This is a genomic window from Rhodoferax sp., assembly GCF_013297935.1.
In the GTDB taxonomy this organism is placed as follows: Bacteria; Pseudomonadota; Gammaproteobacteria; order Burkholderiales; family Burkholderiaceae_C; genus Allorhodoferax.
The window spans coordinates 124,570-146,232 of record NZ_JAAFIX010000007.1 but is presented as its reverse complement, the minus strand read 5'-3'; the positions used below and the strand labels follow the sequence as shown (position 1 = coordinate 146,232).

At 61.4% G+C, this 21,663-nt stretch carries 26 protein-coding genes and 1 pseudogene; 12 read left to right on the top strand and 15 right to left on the bottom strand.

The window, feature by feature from the left end; all coding sequences use genetic code 11:
* Positions 1-106: 106 nt before the first annotated feature.
* A complete protein-coding gene (locus QZW03_RS11865; RefSeq protein ID WP_296510214.1) occupies positions 107-2,395 on the top strand; it encodes a PBP1A family penicillin-binding protein in 2,289 nt (762 codons plus the stop codon).
* A gap of 113 nt (positions 2,396-2,508) precedes the next feature.
* Positions 2,509-3,141 (top strand): PEP-CTERM sorting domain-containing protein, encoded by a 633-nt coding sequence (locus QZW03_RS11860; RefSeq protein ID WP_296510213.1) that lies wholly within the window; start codon positions 2,509-2,511, stop codon positions 3,139-3,141.
* A gap of 58 nt (positions 3,142-3,199) precedes the next feature.
* Here QZW03_RS11860 and QZW03_RS11855 read toward each other — a convergent pair whose 3' ends face one another.
* Positions 3,200-4,321 (bottom strand): NADH:flavin oxidoreductase/NADH oxidase, encoded by a 1,122-nt coding sequence (locus tag QZW03_RS11855; RefSeq protein ID WP_296510212.1) that lies wholly within the window; start codon positions 4,319-4,321, stop codon positions 3,200-3,202.
* Between the two features lie 132 nt (positions 4,322-4,453).
* Between QZW03_RS11855 and tkt the strand changes: the two genes are divergently transcribed.
* Together tkt and gap are read left to right on the top strand one after the other, a co-directional pair.
* The gene (gene tkt / locus QZW03_RS11850; protein WP_296510211.1) at positions 4,454-6,544 is read left to right on the top strand and encodes a transketolase; all 2,091 of its coding nucleotides are present in this window, start codon (positions 4,454-4,456) and stop codon (positions 6,542-6,544) included.
* A gap of 97 nt (positions 6,545-6,641) precedes the next feature.
* Positions 6,642-7,640 carry a type I glyceraldehyde-3-phosphate dehydrogenase gene (gene gap / locus QZW03_RS11845; protein ID WP_296510210.1) on the top strand — a complete coding sequence of 333 codons (999 nt, stop codon included), beginning with the start codon at positions 6,642-6,644 and terminating at the stop codon, positions 7,638-7,640.
* Positions 7,641-7,719: 79 nt separating this feature from the next.
* On the opposite strand, the gene QZW03_RS11840 is transcribed toward gap, so the two are convergent.
* Positions 7,720-8,424 (bottom strand): Crp/Fnr family transcriptional regulator, encoded by a 705-nt coding sequence (locus tag QZW03_RS11840; protein ID WP_296510209.1) that lies wholly within the window; start codon positions 8,422-8,424, stop codon positions 7,720-7,722.
* Positions 8,425-8,521: 97 nt separating this feature from the next.
* Here QZW03_RS11840 and QZW03_RS11835 point away from each other — a divergent pair, with 97 nt between their 5' ends.
* The 3 genes from QZW03_RS11835 to rarD are packed head-to-tail and all read left to right on the top strand — an operon-like array spanning position 8,522 to position 10,797.
* Positions 8,522-9,043, top strand: coding sequence for an Mpo1-like protein (locus QZW03_RS11835; protein WP_296510208.1), 522 nt, complete (start codon positions 8,522-8,524; stop codon positions 9,041-9,043).
* Positions 9,040-9,897, top strand: coding sequence for a bile acid:sodium symporter family protein (locus tag QZW03_RS11830; RefSeq protein WP_296510207.1), 858 nt, complete (start codon positions 9,040-9,042; stop codon positions 9,895-9,897). The genes QZW03_RS11835 and QZW03_RS11830 overlap by 4 nt, the downstream gene beginning before the upstream one ends.
* A 9-nt stretch (positions 9,898-9,906) precedes the next feature.
* On the top strand, positions 9,907-10,797 hold the full coding sequence (gene rarD / locus QZW03_RS11825; RefSeq protein WP_296510206.1) for an EamA family transporter RarD: 891 nt from the start codon (positions 9,907-9,909) through the stop codon (positions 10,795-10,797).
* On the opposite strand, the gene QZW03_RS11820 is transcribed toward rarD, so the two are convergent.
* The 5 genes from QZW03_RS11820 to QZW03_RS11800 form a co-directional block, all read right to left on the bottom strand.
* Complete coding sequence (locus QZW03_RS11820; RefSeq protein WP_296510205.1) at positions 10,791-12,299, bottom strand: O-antigen ligase family protein; 1,509 nt, start codon at positions 12,297-12,299, stop codon at positions 10,791-10,793. The genes rarD and QZW03_RS11820 overlap by 7 nt on opposite strands.
* Positions 12,292-13,167, bottom strand: coding sequence for a hypothetical protein (locus QZW03_RS11815; RefSeq protein WP_296510204.1), 876 nt, complete (start codon positions 13,165-13,167; stop codon positions 12,292-12,294). The genes QZW03_RS11820 and QZW03_RS11815 overlap by 8 nt, the downstream gene beginning before the upstream one ends.
* A gap of 1 nt (position 13,168) precedes the next feature.
* Positions 13,169-13,573: a 5-carboxymethyl-2-hydroxymuconate isomerase gene (locus QZW03_RS11810; RefSeq protein WP_296510203.1), complete on the bottom strand. Its 405-nt coding sequence runs from the start codon at positions 13,571-13,573 to the stop codon at positions 13,169-13,171.
* Positions 13,574-13,657: 84 nt separating this feature from the next.
* Entirely contained in the window at positions 13,658-14,446 is a 789-nt protein-coding gene (locus QZW03_RS11805; protein WP_296510202.1) for a tRNA-uridine aminocarboxypropyltransferase, read from the bottom strand.
* The gene (locus QZW03_RS11800) at positions 14,439-14,924 is read right to left on the bottom strand and encodes a MarR family transcriptional regulator (RefSeq protein ID WP_296510201.1); all 486 of its coding nucleotides are present in this window, start codon (positions 14,922-14,924) and stop codon (positions 14,439-14,441) included. The genes QZW03_RS11805 and QZW03_RS11800 overlap by 8 nt, the downstream gene beginning before the upstream one ends.
* A gap of 69 nt (positions 14,925-14,993) precedes the next feature.
* Here QZW03_RS11800 and QZW03_RS11795 point away from each other — a divergent pair, with 69 nt between their 5' ends.
* Positions 14,994-15,449, top strand: coding sequence for a hypothetical protein (locus QZW03_RS11795; protein WP_296510200.1), 456 nt, complete (start codon positions 14,994-14,996; stop codon positions 15,447-15,449).
* Positions 15,450-15,510: 61 nt separating this feature from the next.
* Positions 15,511-16,149, top strand: a complete 639-nt coding sequence (locus tag QZW03_RS11790; protein WP_296510199.1) for a dienelactone hydrolase family protein — start codon at positions 15,511-15,513, stop codon at positions 16,147-16,149.
* Between the two features lie 79 nt (positions 16,150-16,228).
* On the opposite strand, the gene QZW03_RS11785 is transcribed toward QZW03_RS11790, so the two are convergent.
* Positions 16,229-16,588: a restriction endonuclease gene (locus tag QZW03_RS11785; RefSeq protein ID WP_296510198.1), complete on the bottom strand. Its 360-nt coding sequence runs from the start codon at positions 16,586-16,588 to the stop codon at positions 16,229-16,231.
* A gap of 48 nt (positions 16,589-16,636) precedes the next feature.
* Between QZW03_RS11785 and QZW03_RS11780 the strand changes: the two genes are divergently transcribed.
* Positions 16,637-16,807 carry a hypothetical protein gene (locus tag QZW03_RS11780; protein ID WP_296510197.1) on the top strand — a complete coding sequence of 57 codons (171 nt, stop codon included), beginning with the start codon at positions 16,637-16,639 and terminating at the stop codon, positions 16,805-16,807.
* 64 nt (positions 16,808-16,871) lie between these two features.
* On the opposite strand, the gene QZW03_RS11775 is transcribed toward QZW03_RS11780, so the two are convergent.
* The 3 genes from QZW03_RS11775 to QZW03_RS11765 form a co-directional block, all read right to left on the bottom strand.
* Positions 16,872-17,225, bottom strand: a complete 354-nt coding sequence (locus QZW03_RS11775) for a DUF4148 domain-containing protein (protein WP_296510196.1) — start codon at positions 17,223-17,225, stop codon at positions 16,872-16,874.
* A 737-nt stretch (positions 17,226-17,962) separates the two neighbouring features.
* On the bottom strand, positions 17,963-18,316 hold the full coding sequence (locus QZW03_RS11770) for a DUF4148 domain-containing protein (RefSeq protein ID WP_296510196.1): 354 nt from the start codon (positions 18,314-18,316) through the stop codon (positions 17,963-17,965).
* Between the two features lie 228 nt (positions 18,317-18,544).
* Positions 18,545-19,402: a PA4780 family RIO1-like protein kinase gene (locus tag QZW03_RS11765; protein ID WP_296510195.1), complete on the bottom strand. Its 858-nt coding sequence runs from the start codon at positions 19,400-19,402 to the stop codon at positions 18,545-18,547.
* A 41-nt stretch (positions 19,403-19,443) separates the two neighbouring features.
* Here QZW03_RS11765 and QZW03_RS11760 point away from each other — a divergent pair, with 41 nt between their 5' ends.
* Positions 19,444-19,818, top strand: coding sequence for a hypothetical protein (locus tag QZW03_RS11760; RefSeq protein ID WP_296510194.1), 375 nt, complete (start codon positions 19,444-19,446; stop codon positions 19,816-19,818).
* Between the two features lie 83 nt (positions 19,819-19,901).
* Here QZW03_RS11760 and QZW03_RS11755 read toward each other — a convergent pair whose 3' ends face one another.
* Positions 19,902-20,282, bottom strand: coding sequence for a VOC family protein (locus QZW03_RS11755; protein WP_296510193.1), 381 nt, complete (start codon positions 20,280-20,282; stop codon positions 19,902-19,904).
* A gap of 98 nt (positions 20,283-20,380) precedes the next feature.
* Here QZW03_RS11755 and QZW03_RS11750 point away from each other — a divergent pair, with 98 nt between their 5' ends.
* A complete protein-coding gene (locus QZW03_RS11750) occupies positions 20,381-20,776 on the top strand; it encodes a YdeI/OmpD-associated family protein (protein ID WP_296510192.1) in 396 nt (131 codons plus the stop codon).
* 17 nt (positions 20,777-20,793) lie between these two features.
* Here the strand turns inward: QZW03_RS11750 and QZW03_RS11745 are convergent, their stop codons facing one another.
* The 3 genes and pseudogenes from QZW03_RS11745 to QZW03_RS11735 form a co-directional block, all read right to left on the bottom strand.
* On the bottom strand, positions 20,794-21,102 hold the full coding sequence (locus QZW03_RS11745) for a type II toxin-antitoxin system RelE/ParE family toxin (RefSeq protein WP_296510191.1): 309 nt from the start codon (positions 21,100-21,102) through the stop codon (positions 20,794-20,796).
* Positions 21,099-21,371, bottom strand: coding sequence for a type II toxin-antitoxin system ParD family antitoxin (locus QZW03_RS11740; protein ID WP_296510190.1), 273 nt, complete (start codon positions 21,369-21,371; stop codon positions 21,099-21,101). The genes QZW03_RS11745 and QZW03_RS11740 overlap by 4 nt, the downstream gene beginning before the upstream one ends.
* A 117-nt stretch (positions 21,372-21,488) precedes the next feature.
* A pseudogene (locus QZW03_RS11735) lies at positions 21,489-21,659 on the bottom strand (DUF2130 domain-containing protein); the annotation flags it as partial.
* Positions 21,660-21,663 lie beyond the last annotated feature (4 nt).

Sequence of the window (21,663 nt, the reverse complement as noted above, 5' to 3'; positions counted from 1 at the left end):
CCTCGTAGATATTGCGCGAGTAGCTCCTGTTTTCATAGCGTTTACAAAGTGCTTGCCGGAGCGCGACCGGCACTGCCCATAATGCGCGGTCCATTGGTGAACCGCTATGCAAACTATTTCTCCGGGCCCGTGGCCCATGCGCATCTTCAAAACCGGCCTGCTGTTGGCGGTACTGGGGGCTTTGTTGCTTGCCGGTGCCGTCGTGTTTTTTTCAACCCAGCTGCCTGATACGTCGTCACTGTCGAACTACCAGCCCAAGCAGCCTTTGCGGGTGCTGACGGCCGATGGCGTCGAGGTGGCCGGCTTCGGTACCGAACGCCGGGTCTACAAACCCATAGACCAGATTCCGAAGCTGATGAAAGACAGCTTGTTGGCGGTGGAGGACTCGCGTTTTTACGAGCACGGCGGTCTGGACCCGATTGGCGTGGCCCGCGCGCTGGTGTCTAACCTGACCGGCGGGCGCACCCAGGGCGCCTCCACCATCACCCAGCAGGTGGCGCGCACCTTCTTTTTGAGCCGCTCACGCACTCTGGAGCGCAAGATCAAAGAGGCACTACTGGCCTACAAAATTGAGGCCCAGCTGAGCAAAGACCAGATTCTGGAGCTCTACATGAACCAGATCTACCTCGGCGCGCGGGCTTACGGGTTCGAAGCTGCGGCCCAGGCCTATTTCGGCAAAAGCCTGACGGCGCTGAGCGCTGCCGAGTGCGCCATGTTGGCCGGGCTCCCGCAGAACCCCTCGTTTGCGAACCCTATTCAAAACTATGAGCGCGCCCGCTCGCGCCAGCTGGTGGTGCTGGGCCGCATGCGGTCGCAAGAGGTGATTACCGAGGCGCAGTTCCAGAGCGCCAAAGCGGAAAAGCTGCTCATCCGCAAGCGCAATGAGGTCGATGTGCATGCCGAACACGTCGCCGAAATGGTGCGCCAGCAGGTCTATGCCCAGTTCGGAGAAACCAGCTACACCGCCGGCCTCAATGTCACCACGACCTTGCGGGCCGCCGATCAGCAAGCTGCCTTCAAGGCTTTGCGCCACACCATCGTGGAGCACTCGCTGCGCCAAGTCTGGCGTGGCCCCGAGGGCCAGGAGTCACTGCCCGCCGATCTGAAAGACGACGACCCGGCCATCTCCCAGGCGCTGGCGGATTACGACGATGACGAAGACTTGCGCATCGCCATCGTTACTCGCGCCAGCAGCAAAGCCGTGACTGTGGTGCTGGGCTCCGGCGAGGTGCTGACGGTGGAGGGGGCCGGTCTGCGCCCTGCCCAATCCGGCCTGGGGGATGCGGCTGCGGCCAAACTGCGCGTGCGCCGGGGTGCGGTGGTGCGCGTGGTCCAGCAGGGTAAAGCCTGGAGCTTGGTGCAGTGGCCGGAAGCCGAGGGCGCGCTGGTCGCCATGGACCCGACCAATGGCGACATCCGCGCGCTGGTGGGCGGGTTCGACTTTCATCGCAACCAGTTCAACCATGTAACCCAAGGCTGGCGCCAACCCGGGTCGAGCTACAAACCATTTATTTACTCCGGCGCCATCGAGAGTGGCATGCAGCCGGAGTCGCTGGTGAACGATGCGCCCATGGAAAACGTGGGTGACTGGGCTCCCGAGAACGACGATGGCAGCACCGATGGCCCCATCACCCTGCGCCGTGCGCTGGCGCGCTCAAAGAACCTGGTGTCCATCCGCTTGATGCAATTGCTCTCGCCCGTGGGCGCCCGCGAGTGGGCCAGCCATTTTGGCTTTGACCCCGAGCGCCAGCCCGACAACCTCACCCAAGCCCTAGGCTCAGGCTCTACCAACCCCCTGCAAATGGCAGGCGCTTACGCGGTGCTGGCTAATGGAGGGTATCGCTTGAATCCGGTGCTGATTCGAAAAATCGCCCGAGCCAATGGCGAGGTGTTGTTTGAGGCACCGCCCCAGGTGCTCGACGAAACCTTGCGCACGGTGCCCGCCCGCAATACTTTCATGGTCTCCAGCCTGCTCCAGGAGGTAACCCGCAATGGCACGGCAGCCAAGGCGCAGGCTATCTTGAAACGGCCCGACCTCTACGGAAAAACCGGAACCACCAACGACATGGTGGACGCCTGGTTTGCGGGCTACCAGCCCGGCGTGGTGGCGGTAGTGTGGGTGGGGTATGACACCCCGCGCAGCCTGGGCAGCCGCGCCTCCGGCTCCGCGCTGGCACTGCCCGCCTGGATTGACTACATGACGGTTGCCCTGCAGGGTGTGCCGGTCCAAGAGGTGCAGCCCCCCGAAGGCGTGGTGCGCGCGGGTGACGATTGGCGCTACGCCGAATGGTCTTACGGCGGTTTCATTCAAAGCCTGGGTGTGGACGGCGAGGCGATTTCGCCTGCTCTGGCGGTACGGCCCAGTGCAGTGGATCAGGCGCCAGTGAGTCAATAGTGTGATGTTTGTCACATTTTTTGCAATCTGTTAGTCCATACGGACTACGTCTGTTTTGAGCCCCTTTTCATAAAATCGCACCGTTACGACTTGTTATAACTATCGGGAGATTTATGAAAAAGTTTGCAATTGCTGCAGTTCTGGCTGCCAGCGCCTTCGTTTCCGCCCACGCGGCGTCTATCACTGGTTTGGTGAACACCGGTACTTTTGCCAGTGGTTCGCAAGACACCAACTATTCGTTGAATGGCACCGGCTTTGGCTATGTGACCAAAGACAATGTTTGGCCGATTGGCCCTTGGATTGCTAACACCACCACTTCCAAGTGGATCACCCCTACTAAAAACCAAGGCGATTCGTTCGACGCTACTTCCAACGGTACCTATTCTTGGAAATTGAGCTTCGACCTGACCGGTTTCAACGCTTCTACCGCAAGCTTCTCGGGTAAGTTTGCTGCTGATAACTCTGCGTTAGTGAAGCTGAACGGCGTTCAGCTGGGCGCCTCTACCGGGTTCAATAGTTTTTCTGCCTTTAGCGCAAGCAACGGCTTTAACAGTGGCGCGAACACTTTGGAATTTGTGGTGACCAACTTGGCTCAAAGGAGTGGCAACCCAACTGGTTTGCGCGTGGAGTTCACGGCTTCCAATGTGACTGCAGTACCAGAGCCTGAAACCTACGCCATGTTGTTGGCGGGCCTGGGCTTGATGGGTGCTATCAGCCGCCGCCGCGCCAAGCGCAACGCAGCATAAGCACGGCTTCGGCCATGTTCATGGAATGGGGAGCTTAGGCTCCCCATTTTTTTGCCATTTAGCGCGTGCCCACCGCCACCTGGCCAAACACACTCTGCGCCTCTCGCGGCAGGCAGCGCCAGTAGACCGGGTTGCCTTCTACTTGGCCACCCAATGCGGCAGCGGCGTGCCAACCCCAGCGCGGGTTGTAGAGGAAGGCGCGGGCCAGTGCGATCAGGTCGGCGTCGCCGGCTTGCAAAATGGCTTCGGCTTGTTGCGGCTCGGTGATCAGCCCGACCGCCGTGGTGGCCATGCCGCTCGCAGCGCGGATGTCGCGCGCAAACGGCACCTGGTAGTTGGCACCCAACGCAATTTTTTGCTGGGGCGACACCCCGCCACTGGACACGTGGATGAAGTCGCAGCCCAGTGCTTTCAGCTGCTGTGAAAACACCGCGCTCTGCGCCACATCCCACGCGCCTTCGACCCAGTCACTGGCCGAAATGCGCACGCCCAAGGTCCCGTCAAACGCCGCGCGCACAGCCTCAAATACCTCCAGGGGAAAACGCATGCGGTTCTCCAGACTGCCGCCATAGGCGTCGGTGCGCTGGTTGGCCATGGGCGAGAGAAACTCGTGCATCAAATAGCCGTGGGCGGCGTGCAGTTCAATGGCGTCCACCCCCATGCGCGCGCTGCGAATCGCAGCTTGTACAAACGCCGCCTTGACGCGCTCCATGCCCTCCAAGGTCAGCTCGACCGGGGGCGCTTCGTGCGGCAACTGGGGCAGGGCTGAGGGACCTACAGGCTGCCACCCACCCTGCTCCGGAGCCAGCAGTTGCCCGCCTTGCCAAGGCAGATTGCTCGATGCCTTGCGCCCCGCATGGGCCAGCTGAATACACACCGACATGGACGGCGCAAGGGCGCGGGCGCGGTGCAGTTTGTCGGCCAGTGCGGCCTCGGTGCGGTCATCCCACAGGCCGAGACAGCCGGGGCTGATGCGCCCTTCCGGCAACACGCCGGTCGCCTCGATGGTGAACAGCCCCGCGCCGCTGTTGAGCAGGTTGGCCCAGTGCATCAAATGCCAGTCGGTGGCTTCGCCGTGCACCGCCTGGTATTGGCACATGGGCGCGATCACGATGCGGTTGGGTAATGTCAGCCCGGCGCGTGGTGAAGGCAGGGTGTAAGGCGTGAAAAGTAAGCTCATGCACAAAAGCATAGCCGAGCGGTCAAATTCCGTGCAGTACGGGTCTGTAACAGCCTCCAAACGCAGACCGGTAAAATTGCGCCAGTTTTACGCTTCTGCACTTTTCTAACCTTACCCCTGGAGTCGCCCTGAATGGCCACCACCCCCAACACCAAAGACATGGCGAATGCCATCCGCGCACTGTCCATGGACGCTGTGCAACAAGCCAACTCCGGCCACCCCGGCGCCCCCATGGGCATGGCCGATATGGCAGTGGCTTTGTGGGGTGAGCACCTGCGCCACAACCCGACGAACCCCCACTGGGCCAACCGCGACCGTTTCATTTTGTCCAACGGCCACGGCTCCATGCTGATCTACGCACTGCTGCACCTGACCGGCTACAAGCTGCCCATCACTGAGCTGAAAAACTTCCGCCAGCTGCACAGCAAGACCGCCGGCCACCCCGAGTTCGGCATTACCCCCGGCGTAGAAACCACCACCGGCCCGCTGGGTCAGGGCATCACCAATGCTGTGGGCTTTGCCTTGGCTGAAAAGTTGTTGGCCCAAGAGTTCAACCGCAAGGTGGGCGATGTAGACCACACCATCGTCGACCACCACACCTATGTGTTCATGGGCGACGGCTGCTTGATGGAAGGTATCAGCCACGAAGCCGCCGCTTTGGCCGGTGCCTGGAAGCTGGGCAAGCTGATTGCCCTGTACGACGACAACGGCATCTCCATCGACGGCCAAGTGGCTCCTTGGTTCATCGACAACACCGCCCAGCGTTTTGTCGCCTACGGCTGGAACGTGGTCGGCCCCGTGGACGGCCACGACGCCGCTGCGGTGTCGGCTGCCATTGCGCAAGCCAAGGCCGGCACCGACAGCCGCCCCACGCTGATCATCAGCAAGACCCACATCGGCAAGGGCAGCCCGAACCGTGCCAACACCTCCAAGGCCCACGGCGAGCCTTTGGGTGCGGAAGAAATCAAGCTCACCCGCGAATCCATCGGCTGGAGCCACGCACCCTTCGTCATCCCCAAAGAGGTCTATGGCGACTGGGATGCCAAGGACAAAGGCAAGGCCGCAGAAGCTGCGTGGAACGACAAGTTCGCAGCCTACAAAGCAGCTTTCCCTGAGCTGGCCAAAGAGTTTGTGCGCCGCATGAAGGGCGACCTGCCCAAGAAGTTTGTGCAGACCGCCGTGGACACCGTGATTGCCGCCCACCAAAAGGGCGAAACCGTGGCCAGCCGCAAGGCCAGCCAGTTGGCGCTGGAGTCGTTCACCGCAGCCCTGCCCGAAATGCTGGGTGGCTCTGCCGACCTGACCGGCTCCAACCTGACCAACACCAAGAGCACGCCCAATCTGCGTTTTGACGCACTGACCGGCGATGTGGTTACCAACGAAGCCGGCCAAGGCGGCCGCCACATCAACTACGGTGTGCGCGAGTTCGGCATGGCTGCCATCATGAACGGCGTGGCTCTGCACGGTGGCTACATTCCTTACGGCGGCACCTTCCTGACCTTCAGCGACTACAGCCGCAACGCCATCCGCATGGCCGCGCTCATGAAGCTGCGCGTGGTGCACGTGTTCACCCATGACTCCATCGGTCTGGGCGAAGACGGCCCGACCCACCAGTCCATCGAGCACGCTGCCAGCCTGCGTTTGATTCCTAATCTGGACGTGTGGCGCCCTGCGGATACGGCCGAAACTGCCGTGGCGTGGACCGTCGCTTTGCAAAACAAGGCCAAGCCTACTGCTCTGCTCTTGAGCCGCCAGAACATTGCCTACATCGCCAAGGGTGACTCCGCTGTGGCGCCTGACGCATCCGGCCTGGACGCCATCAGCAAGGGTGCTTATGTGTTGGCTGAGCCCGCTGACGCTGGTCTGAAGAAGAAGGCCCAGGCCGTCATCATCGCCACCGGCTCCGAAGTGCAACTGGCCATCGCCGCGCAAAAGGTATTGGCCGAGCGCAAGATTGCGGTGCGCGTGGTCTCCATGCCCTCCACCACCACCTTCGACTTGCAAAGCGCCGAGTACAAGTCCAGCGTGCTGCCGGCCGGTGTGCCCCGCGTAGCGGTCGAAATGGGTTCTACCAGCGGCTGGTGGAAGTACGGCACGGCTGCCGTGGTCGGCCTGGACACTTATGGTGAATCCGCTCCCGCACCGGTGCTGTTCAAGCACTTCGGCTTCACGCCTGAAAACGTGGCAGACACCGTGCAGGCCGCATTGACCCGCAAAGCTTGAGTTAGCTCAAGCGGCGCGTATTTCTTGATGAAAAGCGCCGCTTACCAAGTGGTTACACCCGCTTATAGTTTCTAGTTGATTTTTATTGAGGTATTTCATGGCAATCAAAGTAGGTATCAATGGTTTCGGTCGCATCGGCCGTATGGTGTTCCGCGCAGCGGTGCAAAACTTCGACGACATCGAAATCGTCGGCATCAACGACTTGTTGGAGCCTGACTACCTGGCCTACATGTTGCAGTACGACAGCGTGCACGGCCGCTTCAAAGGTGAAGTGACCGTCGACGGCGGCAACATCATCGTCAACGGCAAGAAAATCCGCCTGACCCAGGAGCGCGATCCTGCGAACCTGAAGTGGTCTGAAGTCGGTGCCGACATCGTGGTCGAATCCACCGGCCTGTTCCTGACCAAGGAAACTGCGCAAAAGCACATCGACGCTGGCGCCAAAAAGGTCATCCTGTCGGCTCCTTCCAAAGACGACACCCCCATGTTCGTGTTTGGCGTGAACGACAAGACCTATGCCGGCCAAGCCATCATCTCCAACGCGTCTTGCACCACCAACTGCCTGGCGCCTTTGGCCAAGGTGATCAACGACAAGTTTGGTATCAAGCGCGGCCTGATGACCACCGTGCACGCTGCCACTGCTACCCAGAAGACCGTGGACGGTCCGTCCAACAAAGACTGGCGCGGTGGCCGCGGCATTCTGGAAAATATCATTCCTTCTTCCACTGGCGCAGCCAAGGCCGTGGGCGTGGTGATTCCTGAGCTGAACAAAAAGCTCACCGGCATGGCCTTCCGCGTGCCCACCAGCGATGTGTCCGTGGTCGACCTGACCGTCGAGCTGAACACCTCTGCCACCATTGCCGAAATCAACGCTGAGTTGAAGGCGCAGTCCGAAGGTGCTTTGAAGGGCGTGTTGGGATACACCGAAGACAAGGTGGTGGCGACCGATTTCCGTGGCGACAGCCGCACCTCCATCTACGACGCAGAAGCCTCCATCGCCCTGGACGGCACCTTCGTCAAGCTGGTGAGCTGGTACGACAACGAATGGGGCTACTCCAACAAAGTGTTGGAAATGGCCCGCGTGGTGTCTAAATAAGGTTCACTCTTTGGCGGCTTTGCCGCCTCCAAAAAAGCGCCTTCCGGCGCTTTTTTTATGCGCAGGTGATGGGCACGCTCTACTCGCACTCCACCCGCAGTGCGGCGACATCCAGCAACTCAATGCTGCCGCGCTGCAGCCGCAGCACACCGCGGGTTTTGAAGTCGCGCAATATCTGGTTGGTGGTTTGGCGGGAGATGCCGATCATCAGCGCCAGTTGCTCCTGGGTCACGCTCAGCACCCTGTGGGTTCGGTCGGTGTCTGCAGCCTGGCCGTAGCCCTGGGCCATGGTCAGCAGGCGCCGCGCCAGGCGCTGGGGCGCGGGGAGCACGGTTTGCTCCTCCATGCTGACAAAAGCCAGGCGCAGCTTGTCGGCCATCAGCACCGCCAGATCGCGCCAATGCGTGGGGTGCCGTTCCAGCCAGGCCAGCAGATCGTCGTGCGGCACCTGCAACAGCGTGCTGGCCTCGGCAGCGTGGGCGTCGTGGGTGCGGGCCGAACCGTCAAACACCGAAATTTCACCAAACCATTGCGGTGGGGATAGCAGCACCAGCACCGCCTCCCGGGTGGTATGGCTGCCACCGGTCTGCCCCGAAATGCGGATACCGCCGCGCAGCAGACCGTACAAACCGCAGGGCGGAGCATCCCGTAGAAACAGGCTTTCCCCCGCTTGCAAATGGCGCAGCCGGGCCATGTGCAGCAAGCCGTCGGCGAATGCCGGGGGCAGCCCTCCGAACCAACGTCCAGTGCGCAGCAGGGGCAAATGGTGGTCCAAAGCGGGCATCAGGGCTTTCACTAGGTGCGGGGTGTTGTGTCGGTTACTTGACAGACGACAAGCATACCTGCACCCATCATCCCCGCCATAACCCATGGAGACTTGCATGAAAACCCTCACCGATCACCTGACCCAGTATGCGGCCTACCACCAGAACGGTCGCAACGTGGCCACGCACTTCGTGGGCATCCCCATGATCGTGCTGGCGGTCACCATTCTTCTGTCCCGTCCGCAGTGGGTGGCGGGTGCACTTGCGCTGAGCCCTGCGGTGCTGGTGGCCTTGGCGTCTACCTGGTTCTACACCCGGCTGGATGCCCGCTTTGGCATCACCATGGCCGTGTTGCTAGCCGCCGCGCTTGCGGCCAGCCAATGGTTTGCGGCGCAAAGCACCGCGGTTTGGCTGGGCTGGGGCGTCGGCCTGTTTGTGGTGGGCTGGGCCTTTCAGTTTGTGGGCCACTACTACGAGGGTAAAAAGCCCGCCTTTGTGGATGACCTGATCGGCCTGTTGGTCGGCCCCTTGTTTCTGGTGGCCGAAGTGGCTTTTCACCTGAATATGCGCACCGAGGTGCGCGATGAAATCCGCCGCCGCTTGGGCGCGACACCGGCTGCTACCGGCCTGGCAGCATGAGCTTTACCGCGGTACTGCCCACCTTGCTCCTGCTGGCGCTTGCGCTAGTGATGTTCGGGCTCGGCCTGTCGTTGACGGTGCAGGACTTTGAGCGCCTGCGCGAGCATCTACGCGCCGTGGTGCTGGCGCTCGTACTGCAAATGCTGGTCTTACCCGCCGCTGCAGTCGGGCTGATTGTGCTGCTGGGCGTGCAGCCAATTTATGCAGTGGGGCTGATGCTGCTGGCCGCCTCGCCCGGCGGCGTGTCGGCCAACCTGTTCAGCCATTTGTTTGGCGGCAATGTCGCCATGAACATATCGCTCACCGCCATCAACACCGTGCTCTCGATCGTGAGCCTCCCGCTCATTGCCAACTGGGCGATCGCAACCTACCTGCAAAGCGGGCAGGTGGTGCCACTGCAGACCGGCAAAGTGCTGGAGGTGGTGGGCGTGGTCATGGTGCCGGTGCTGATCGGCATGGTGGTGCGTTACCGGCAGCCGGGCTTCAGCGAGCGCATGGGCGCGCCCATGAAGGTGTTCAGCGCAGTGGTACTGGCTGCGTTCTCACTGATTGCTATCGTGAAAGAGTGGAGCGCGCTCACCGCCTCTATCGGCAGCTTGGGCCCGGTGGTGCTGGCCTTCAATCTGGTGAGCCTGTTAGTGGGCTACTACCTGTCGCGCGTGGCAGGCCTGACCAAGCCGCTGGCGACCGCGGTGAGCTTTGAGATCGGTATCCACAACTCTACGCTCGCTATTTTTGTGGCCCTGTCGGTGCTGGGCAATCTACAGCTCGGACTGCCTGCCGCCATCTATTCGGTGAGCATGTACCTCACGGCGACAGCTTTCGGCTTTCTGGTGCTGCGGCGGGGCGGGTAAGCTCGCTGCATGCAAACTGGTGTTCTCTATGCGGCCCTGGCCTACCTGGCTTGGGGCCTTTTCCCCATTTATTTCAAACAACTCTCCGCTATCCCGGCCTTGGAGGTGGTGATGCACCGCACCGTCTGGTGCATGGTGCTGCTGCTCGCGGTGCTGGCCCTGCGCCGGCAATGGGCGTGGCTGGGCGCGGTGTGGCGCACGCCCAAAGTCATGGGCGCGTTTGCCTTGTCGGCCTGCTTGCTGGGGGTGAATTGGCTGGTCTATGTGTGGGCGGTGCAAAACGGCCATGTGCTGGACGCGAGCCTGGGCTATTTCATTCTCCCGCTGGTCAATGTGGGTCTGGGTTTTGTGTTTCTGCACGAGCGCCCGCGCCGGGGGCAATGGCTGGCCGTAGCAGTCGCTGCTGCCGGGGTGCTTTGGCTGGCCTTGCTGTCGGGTCATGTGCCGTGGGTGGCGCTGGTACTGGCCGTCACCTTCGGGTTCTACGGCTTGCTGCGCAAAGTGGGTGCCTTGGGCGCGCTGGAAGGTTTGACGCTGGAAACTCTGGTGCTCGCACCGCTGGCAGCCGGCCTGTTGCTCTGGTGGGCCCTGCAGGGTCGGGGCGCGCTGGTGCAGGGCAGTGCAGCGGACATCGGTTGGCTGCTGCTGGCCGGGCCGTTCACCGCCATCCCCCTGCTGCTGTTTGCGGCGGGGGCGCGCCGGGTGTCGATGTCGACCATGGGCATCCTGCAATACATCTCGCCCAGCCTACAACTGCTGATCGGTGTGTGGCTGTATGGCGAGCCTTTCGAGGCTGCGCGGGCCATCGGCTTTTGCCTGATTTGGGCCGCACTCGGGGTGTACAGCCTGGAGGGCTGGTGGTTCAGCCGCCGCACGGGGGCTGCAGCGGCTGCTCAGTAGCCTTCCGGGTAGGCCACCCGCCACTGCCGCCGGATGTGCTCGGTGAGCGGGCTCTCCAGGTTGAGCAGGGCGGCACTCTCCAGCAGTACTGCGATTACCTTCGGCTCCGGCGAGTAGTGCAGCACTTGCCATGAGGCCGTGTACAAGGCGCGGGCTGTTTCGGGTGTGACTGGGGTGGTGGTCACATACGCAAACTGCACGCTGTTGCGAAACAGTACCGAGTCCTTCACCTTGTCATAGGTGTTTTCTTTCCAGCGCTCGGCGCGGAACTGGGGTGGCAGGTACAGCTGGCTGACCCGGGCGTAGTCCCAGCCGGTGTAGGCCGTCATAGCGATCAGCACCCCGGCCACTGCGCAAGCTGCCAGCCGCAAGCCACGCCACTGCAGCAGGCGCTCACTGCACAACATGCAGATTGCCAGCACGGCAGCTACTTGAAACGGCCCGTACCACAGGGGGTACTCCAGCACACTGTGCAATGCGATCACCAGCAACACGCCCCACGCCAACTGGCGCGTGGGTTGGCGCTCCTGCCAGGGCTTGGCTCGAAGGGCGAGGGCAAGTGCGCCCCCACACAGCAGCAGCGCTGCGGGCACCCCCAGCTCTACCGCCAGATGCAACGGCAGGTTGTGCGCATTGTCCAGAATCACGCTGAAGCGCTCGCCCGCATAGGGGTGCATAAAGTGGGCAAACTTCAACTCTCCCCAACCCCAGCCCAGCCAGGGGTGCACACGCGTGAGCTCGATCACGTTGGCCCACAGCACCGTCCGGCTTTGCGAGCCCGCATCTTCCCCAAAGCGCTCCAGCGCGTTGGCGGGTACCTGGCCGGTCAGCGCCTGCAAGGCCAGTGGCAGCACCAGGTTCGCCACCAGGTACAAACCCAAGGCCAAGCCGCTCCAGCGCAGCGCTGTGCGCTGCTCACCGCGGCCCCACCACCAGGCCAGCACCGCGATCAGCAGCCATTGCAGTGCACCGGTGCGCGAGCTGCTGCAGGCATTGCCCACTGCCAACAACGCCACCGCAACGCACAGGGCGCTCGTGCGCAGCGCGGGCAAGGCGAGCGGGGTCGCACCCGGCGGCCGGTGCGCCAGCCACAGCAGGCTCAGCAAGCCGATGGAGGTGAGCGACGCAAACTGGTTGCGTTGGCGCAGGTTGGCATACGCGGTGCCGATGTCGGTGCGCATCACCCACTCCGACCAAGCGGCATCGGCCACACCGAAGTACTGCACCACGGCCATGCCCGCGCTCAACAGGGCTGCCAGCAGCCAACCCCAGGCGACGGTGCCCACCAACGCCGACCGCGATAGCAAGTGCCCCCCCAGCGCCGCAGCGAGCAGCAACACCGCCACACTGCCCCCGGTCGCCAAGTGCTGCAGCATGTCGGGGTTGGGCCCCCACGACAAAGGGCTCACCCAGGGGAAAGCCACTGCCGTCAGCAACAAGCCGGCGGTGATCTGCACTGCCACGAGAGTCGTGATGCTCTGGCTCGTGGGCTCGCTATTCATGGTTCCAGCAGTTTTGTGTTTTATCGATGTCGTTGTGCACCCAGTACTCCATACCGTCGCCGAGCGAGCCCTTATCCGTCAAGCCACTTGCGCGCGCCACGCGATAGCCCGGTCCCCAGGTTTGTGCGCACGCGGCGTCAGCTGCTTGCTGGGTGGCGAAGTCGTTACCCCGGTAGTCGGTGTTGCTGGCTTTGAAGTCGGTGCGAACGCTATTGCCCTCGCGCAACTCACCGGTGCAGGCCAAGGGGCGTGGGGTTACGCAGCTTTGGGGTTTGACGCACTGAAAGCCACACCTTCTCAGCTCGGCCGGAGGTGAAGGGACCACCACAACACTGCCGAGACTCACCCCGACTGCCAGCGCAGTTCCGGATGCGCTCTGCACAGGCGGCAAGTTGGCAAGTACCTGCTCATTGGCGTCGAGTTGAGCGCGGATGTCTGCAAAGGACTTCACGACCTCCGGGCGGCAAAACTGCTGAATCAGCACTGTTGGCGCTTCACTCACACAGTCAAACAGAATCACCTTTGCATTGCGGATCACCGGCACATAGCGCAGCTTGACCGGGCGCCCGTCCAGTTTGGCTTCTAGCTCGACACTCACGGTGGAGTCGGCCGACAAGCCCCATGATTTCACGCCTATGCCTGCAGGTACCGGCGGCAGAGTCACATCGCCTGCCACCGCAGCCCTGTGCTGCTTCAAGAAATAGGAGCTCAAGGGGGCCAGTAGCGTGCCGACGTGGCTCTCCGACCAGTTTCTGTAGCGTTCCAGATTGGCCACTGTGGACCGGGCGCTCAACTGATTCCAGCTGAACAGGAGCAGTAGCGGCACCGATACAGCCAACAACAGGCCCCATCCACGTAGGCGCTGCATATCAGGCCTTGTTAAACAAGGGGTGCAGGCTGCTGTGCTTGCCGTCGAAGACCTCGTGGCCCTCGTCGATCTGAACCGTGATCCCCAAGGGCTTACGCGCCAGCAGGTCGGCCAGGCGGGTGCCCACGGCGGCCTTCAGGGCCTCGCCCATTTGCTGGTGCACCACCGGGCTGCGACCCTTGGCCATGCGCAGGTTCATGTACAAAAACCCGTAGTCGCCCTGGCCGTCTGCCACGGCACTGTGGGCGGCGGGGTAAGCCAGCACCCGTGTGCCCCCGGTCGGAAACACCTGTTTGCCGCTCTCATCTCGCTGCGCCAGCATGGTGTCGCACAAGGTGCGGCACAGGCCGGACATATCGACCTCGCGGTCCAGGTTGGCGGTGTACAAAACGACCAGGTGCGGCATGGGGGGAATCTCCGGGAGTTGAGTGCCAAATCGGCTTCTAGCCCACGTTTTATGTGCGCAAGCAGCTATCAAAACAGGAGCGCATTATCCACCGGCCGGGGTGGCCTCTTGCGCCAAATGTTGTAACGCGAGGTGCGCCGGTGTGTCCAGTTGCGGCGGCAACTGGTGTTTGGCCTGCAGGTAGTGGTGGGTGTACACCTCCAGCCAGGCCTCCAGCGCCAGCGCGGCCCGGGTGTCGCCCGCCAGCTCCAGGCACAGGGCGCCCACCTCGCTCGTGCAAAAGTGGTCTTCGCGGCGGCTGCGGCGCAGGCGGTAGCGCGACATCTGCTCGGGCTGCAAGCTCAGTACCGGCAAGGCATCAAGGTAGGGGCTCTTGCGGAACATCTTGCGCGCCTCGGGCCAGGTGGCGTCGAGCAAGATAAACAGCGGCCGCTTGCCCGGCGCGGTGCTTGTGCCCTGGGGCGCCTGGGCGGCAGGCGGCAGGGTGTGAACCACCCGCCCCGGCACCACAAACTCCCCCGGAAACACCACCACCGGCAGCCACTGCGGGTCGGCCAGCAGGGCCAGCAGGGCGGGGTCTACCTCCGTGCGCGCCCAGCCGAAAGCAAAAGTGTCGGCCACCACATCGGCAATCAGCCAGCCGGTGTTGCTGGGTTTGAGAGCCTCAATGTCCGCCATGATCAGGCACACCCCCGCACGGGCCGGCACCTGCGGCTGCAGCGGGCAAATGCAGTGCGCCGGGTTGATGCGGCAGCCCGGGCAGCGCTCGCCCTTCATGCCGCCGCGCGCCAGAAACGGTTTGCTGCTGCGGGCCAATCGCGCCGCACGCAAGCGCGACACCGCATGGGGTGCTGCTGGGGCTGGCTTAAGCATGGGCTTCCATTCCGTCCACGCGGGCCTGCACTTTTTGCAACATGGCTAACAGCGACGCCAGCTCACCCTCGCCCAGCGTGCCAAACAAGTCTTGCGCCAGGGTCGCCTCCAGAGCCAGAAAGCGGGTGCACCGGAGCTCGCCTTCCGGCGTGACACTGAGCCGCCACACCCGGCGGTCGTTCGCATCAGGGGTGCGCAGCAGCAGTTGGCGGTCTTCCAGCTCGCGGATCAAGCGGGCCATCTGGCCCTTGTCCCGCCCCATGGCCTGCACCAGCTGCTGCTGGGTGGCGCCGGGGCTGCGCTGGCACAGGCACAGCGCGTGCAGATGCAGCGGCCCCAGGCCTTGCTCGGCGTCAGCCGCCAGCATGCGGGCCTTGAGGATTTGCTGGGCATTGCCAGACGCGGTCATGAACGCCACAAACGTGGCCACGGGCAGCGCCGTGTCGGGCAAGGGGGCGGAAGGGGATGCAATCGGCATGGCTATTTATGGTTGACTTTATCAACCAATATTTCTACAATGTTGATATTGTCAACTATTAATATATTTATGCCTATCTCCGCATTCCGCAAAATCCCGGCCCCTGTTCTGATTCTGCCCACCATCGCACTGCTGCTCAGCGCCTTCATGACCTGGGCCAACGCCGCAGCCGGCACTGTATTTGTTGCCCTGTGGGCGCGCAACTTCGCCACCAGTGTGGTGGTCTTGCCGCTGATCTTGCTGGGCATCGGCCAGCTCGAAAAGCTGGTGGCATGGGTGGCCCCGGGCATGCGGCCGTTTTGGCGCAAGGTGGTGGTGTCTCTCCTGAGCTCCCTGGCCATTGAGAGCCTGCTGGCCCTGGTCATTTCGCTGATCAACAGCCCCTGGGACGCCAGCCTGCCGCTCTACTGGTGGCACGCCTTCAGCCGCTCACTGCCCATCGGCCTGCTGATCGGGTTTTTCATGGGCTTCTACATGAAGCCCAAGCTCGACGCCATGAAGCGCGCCGCACTGAATTCCCTGTAACTCCTAGGGCGCGCGCGCGAGGTAAGAATGTGCAGGTACTTTTTACTTCATAGGAGCAGCAATGGGAACCATGGTTGAATTTCAGCGGCCTGACGGCAAAGCCGTGCAAGGTTATCTGGCCGTCCCGGCCCACGTATCCAATGCCCCGGCCATCGTGGTCATCCAGGAGTGGTGGGGCCTGAACGACCAGATCCGTGGCGTCGCCGACCGGCTGGCCCTAGCGGGTTTTCAGGCATTGGTGCCGGATCTGTACCGCGGCAAATCCACCGTCGAGGCCGAAGAAGCCCACCACCTCATGACCGCGCTTGATTTCGGCGACGCCGCCGGCCAAGACATTACCAGTGCGGTGCAGTTCATGAAAACCCGCGCCCCCAAAGTCGGTCTCACCGGCTTCTGTATGGGCGGTGCGCTCACGCTCCTAGGTGTGACCCAGTCGCCGGATATTGATGCGGCTGTGGTCTGGTACGGCTGCCCGCCGCTCGACTACATCGACGCCGGCAAAATCAAGGCGCCTTTGCAAGGTCACTGGGCTACTCAAGACCAGTTCTTTGCCATTGACACCGTAGACGGGCTAGAGGCCAAGCTCACCGTCGCGGGTGTGGGCTTTGAGTTTCACCGCTATCTGGCACACCACGCTTTTGCCAATGAAACCGCTGTGGGCGCCGGCCGCACCCCCGCAACACAGTTCGACCCGGTCTAGGCCCAGCAGGCGTGGGACCGCACGCTGCACTTTTTCGGCAAACACTTGGGTTAAGCCCGCTGCCGCAGCGCTGTGTGCTTCAGAGCCCTAGTTGGAAGGCCTTGTCTTTGGCAAACTTGGCCGCTTGCGGGCTCACAGAGCCCAAGCACACATACACAGCAAAGTCCGCACCCAGCGCTTCTTTTTGGGCCACCAAGGCTTCGAGCGGTTCCACCCCGTGGGTGGCCGCTTTGTAGCGCTTGGCAGCTACCAGGGTGACCTGTCCTGCCTTTTCCAAGCGGAAGTCGGCTGCGCCCCCAGAGGCGTTGGTCCCTAAACGCATCATGCTATAGCCTTGGCGGGCAAATTTGGCGTCCAACTCTGCGGAAAACTCTCGCCAAGACAAGCCCGCCACGCGTGCTGTCTCGGCCGCTACGGCCGCCGCTGACGGGGTGTCCATTGCCGCTTGAACGCCATTGCCCCGATCACCAAGAATGGGAATGCGCCCATGATGCCAAAGACAACCAAGTCTTTGGGCATCAGTGATGCGCACAGAACACTGATGACGCCTGCAATCAAAACGCTGTACCACCACGGGTTGCGCAGCAAGATCGCAAACAGTGAATTGGGAGCCATTTTGTATTTCATCGACGCGTTCTTCGGGAATGGAAACCCGTGATTTAACCGCACTGCATGAAGGCACCATGCGGGCTGCAGTCTTCACGGGCTCCAAGGCAGAAAGATTAGCCCTCGAAGCCAGAGATCAGGGCCATCAAGTCGGTCTTGCCAGACTTCTGTGCGGCGATCAATTCGTTCTGCACATCGAGGCGGGTTTTTGTCGACACGGGCTTGGCAAACGCCTTAGGGCTTGTCAGCTCTGTGAACTGCACAGGGGCGATGTCCAAGTTCTTCACCAGCATCTCAGCGCGCACTTGGGCGCGGGTCTTGTCGCTGTGCACACGGGCAAACGCCTGGGGGCTGATCAAGTCGCTGTAATTGAAAGTTTGCACAGCAGCAGCGCTAGGAGCTGCCATTGCGGAAGAAGCAGCCAAAGAGAAAATGGCGACAGCGATAGAAGAAGTAAAAGTTTTGGTCATGATGAAGTTCCTTCCAAGTGGTTGATTTGGCTGCGGCGGTCAAGCACCGTCTGAACAGCATCGATGGGGCGTTTATTGAAGTTGCGTCTCGTCGATGGGATGAATTGTGCAATTTCTATTTAAGAACATAAACAGTCTAAATTGCAATTAATAGTTGCGTATTCAGCAACAAACGACGCCAGTCAGGAGCTGGCTACCCCTGCGTTGTGCACTAGTTGCTGTGGGCGGACGGTATCCGGGTCGAAATGCTCGTGAACAAGGGGGCCATCGGTTCAATAGCGGTTTGCGACATAGGGTGCTCACCACCATGCTCCAACGCTCTGTAAAGCGGAGACGGGCGATTCAGTCGCAACGGATTTAAAAGCTTGAGGGCGGACCTGTCCGCAGCGCAAAGCGCGCTAGCCACGATCTCCGTTGAGGGGCAGGCTTATTTCGATGGCTGGCTGGGTAGCCTTGTCGAAAGTAGGAGGTTTTCTATCTCGCAACACCCCGAACTCAAAATCTACGGGGCGCGCTGAAAACGGCATTACCGACCGCTGCAAAGGCGGTGAAGGCAGAGCAAAAGTGTCGGAAGCGTGGGGACTATCAGGGCGGAGTCTCGGCAAAGCCTGAGAGGCGCTGTGTCCGAATACGAGAACTGCCAGCAAAGCAATACGATAGGTAGCAGTAGTCATGGTTGTCTGATGAATCGATCACCGCAGGGAGGACGCTGCTAGAGCATCCACCCCGCGATCAGATTAGCCCTCGAAGCCAGAGATCAAGGCCATCAAGTCGGTCTTGCCAGACTTCTGTGCGGCGATCAATTCGTTCTGCACATCGAGGCGGGTTTTTGTCGACACGGGCTTGGCAAACGCCTTAGGGCTTGTCAGCTCTGTGAACTGCACAGGGGCGATGTCCAAGTTCTTCACCAGCATCTCAGCGCGCACTTGGGCGCGGGTCTTGTCGCTGTGCACACGGGCAAACGCCTGGGGGCTGATCAAGTCGCTGTAATTGAAAGTTTGCACAGCAGCAGCGCTAGGAGCTGCCATTGCGGAAGAAGCAGCCAAAGAGAAAATGGCGACAGCGATAGAAGAAGTAAAAGTTTTGGTCATGATGAAGTTCCTTCCAAGTGGTTGATTTGGCTGCGGCGGTCAAGCACCGTCTGAACAGCATCGATGGGGCGTTTATTGAAGTTGCGTCTCGTCGATGGGATGAATTGTGCAATTTCTATTTAAGAACATAAACAGTCTAAATTGCAATTAATAGTTGCGTATTCAGCAACAAACGACGCCAGTCAGGGGCTGGCTACCCCTGCGTACTGTCAGAACGGAAGGCTTCCGCTAGCCGCCGGCCATGCGCAGCCGGCGTGCTGCATCCTCGGCGCGAGCGTCGTCAATTTCGCGCAGCACGGCTTGCATGTCCACATCGGCATGGGCGCGCTCGTAGTGGCCGGTGAGCGGCGTCTCAACGCTGAGCATGCCCGCTTGGTACAGGCTCCAGATCTCGGGGCCGTAGTCGGTGCTGAGCAGCGCGGGGGCAAACTGGCCGAAGAAATCGCGCAGGTTGCCGACATCGCGCATCAGCATGCGCTGGGCGTGGTTGTTGCCTGCGGCGTCTACCGCTTGGGGCAGGTCGATGATCACGGGAAAGTCCACCCCGTCAGCATGCGCCAGCAAGATGTTGAACTCCGACAAGTCCCCGTGCACCACCCCCGCACACAGCATGCGCACCACCTCGCCAATCAGCGTGGCGTGGTGGGCCAGCGCCTGCTCGGGGGTAAAGGCCACATCGTTCAGGCGCGGGGCGGCGTCGCCCCCGGAGTCGGTTACCAGCTCCATGAGCAGCACGCCATCGTGAAAGTTGTAGGGCTGGGGCACGCGCACACCGGCGGCGGCCAGGCGGTAGAGCGCATCGACCTCGGCGCTTTGCCACGCAGCCTCTTGCTCCTGGCGGCCAAACTTGCTGCCCTTGGCCATGGCGCGGGCTGAGCGTGAGTTTTTGACCTTACGGTTCTCGGTGTAGTCCACCGCCTGGCGGAAGCTGCGGTGGGTGGCTTCTTTGTAGATCTTGGCGCACAGGGTGTTGTCACCACTGCGCACAACAAACACCATGGCCTCTTTGCCGCTCATGAGCTGGCGCACCACGGAGTCGATAAGGCCTTCTTCAACCAAAGACTGGAGTCGGGGGGGAGCTTTCATCCAAGGATTGTGGGGCATTCCAAGGCATGTGGAGAGTGGACGTGGTGCCGGTGTTGACTGAAAGCAAAAGCGCCAAGCGCTACTGGTCTGACTTGAAGCGGAAGCTTGCGCAGGAAGCCGGGTCGGAGCAACCGTACGAGGAAATCGTACGGTTGAAATTAACGGCGGCAGATGGCAAGCAGCGAGAAACGGATTGCGCCCTCGCGGAGACACTACTTCGCATCATCCAATCCGTCCCCAGCCCCAAAGCCGAGCCCATCAAGCTGTGGCCCGCCAAAGTGGGCTACGAGCGCATGCAGGAAATGGCCGACCCCGCGCTTACGTTCAAGCCCGCCAGCAACTGGAGAACCAAACCGGCAAATCCGTGGTGTCGGGCGACAACTATCTGCCACCCGCTTCGGGAGCTAAGAAATTGAAGAAAAACAAGCCCTAGCCCAAGTGGAATATGCGCAAATTGCTACTAAAAACGTAGCAATCCCAAGCAGTTTTTCGCCCATGCTCAGCCCATAGGCGTGCACAGCTCCACCAAAAAGCCGTTGATATCGGCCACATAGGCAATCGTCTGGCCCCAGGGCATGACCTCCACCGGGCGCATGGGCGTGGCCCCGGCGGCGATGGCGCGCTCCAGTGCGGCGGCCACATCGGGCGTGCACAGCGCAATCTCAAAGCTGGGCGCAGTGGGGCTGGCGGCCTGCGGGTTCTTGCCCAGCTGCTGCATCAGGCTGTGGCTGGAGAACGCCAGCGCCGTGCTGCCGGTCTCTAGCTCACCGTAGTCCCCGCCTTCATGCAGAAAGCGCGTGGTGAGCCCAAAGGCCGCTTCATAAAACTTGAGCGTGGCGGGCACGTCAGGCACATAGAGGATGGTGTAGCCGAGTTGCATGGCAAGTTTCCCGTGGGTTGGTAAACCCGCACGATACGCGGTGTGCGGCGCGGGCACACAATCATGAACCACCCGCCCCCATTCAGCAGGCACCCCACATGAGCGACAAGGTCCTCCACACGTTCGAAACCCCCGAGCAATTGCACACCTGGCTGCAGGCGCACCACGCCAGCGAGCCCGAGCTGTGGGTGCGCATCTACAAAAAGGGCAGCGGCCTGCCCAGCGTGACGTGGGACGACTGCGTGGTGGCCGCCCGCGCCGACGGCCGCTGGGCCAGGGCCACCGCCTATGCAGGCAGCGCCACCATGGAGATTCCCGAAGACTTTTTGGCCGCGCTGCAGCAACACCCCGCCGCCTTGGCTTTCTACGCCACCCTGAAGCGGCAGCAGCTGTTCACCATCTACTACCGGCTCACCAGCGCTAAGCGGGCGGAGACGCGGCAGAAGCGAATCGTGGAGTTTTTGGAAAAGTTGGGGCGGGGAGAGAGTCTTTGAAAGCCACCACCAGCGGGCTACAGGTGTGCAGGAACATCCATGCGCTGGTTCAAGATGCGCACCACTTCCACCGTGTCGCCCGCCGGGCATCTAAAAAATATCACGTGTGAACCTATCAAGTGTTTGTGGTAGCCCGCGCGAATGTGCTCTGCGCTTTGCCCGACCTGGCGACCTTTTGCCAAGGTCTGCGCCAATCCCTCACATGCCGCATGGATCGCCAGCACATAGGCATCGGCCTGGTCTGCCCCCCAGTTGCTGAAGCTGTAGTCCCAAATATCTGAAAGATCCGCCAGGGCAAGCGGAGAAAAAAGGTGGTCGCTACTCACTGGGCAGCCGCGTCTTTGGCGGCTGTGCCGGCCATTTTTTGCCGCTTGGCCTTCAAGAATGCATCTACATCCAAGGGGGTACTGGCTCCACTGTTTTCTCCATCCGCCAGCGCTGCGCGCAAGGTCGAAAGTCGCGCTTCATGCTCTTCTAGCTGCCGCAATCCAGCGCGCACCACCTCACTGGCAGAGCCGTAGCGCCCTCGGCTGATTTGTTGCGCAATGAATGCGTCGAAATGCTCACCGAGCGAAATGGATGTGCTTCGGGTCATGGGCTTGCTCCGAGATGGATGGGGTAACGAAGTGCCAAATAGTACCAATAACTGGTATTTGTCGGTAATTTCGGAGGACGCGGCTCAAAAAATTAGGCGTATTTGCAAAAATACGCCTCAGTCTTCGCCAGTCCCTTGCAGCTCCGCAAACTTGGTCGCCATCGTCGGGTTGCCGCGGGTGAGCTTCTTGATGGTCAGGTCATCGGCCTTGTCGTTGGCCAGGCGCAGGTTGTTGGCTGACTTGTGCAGCGCTTCCTTGGTTTTTTCCAGGTCCTTGATGGCTTTCTCTTTC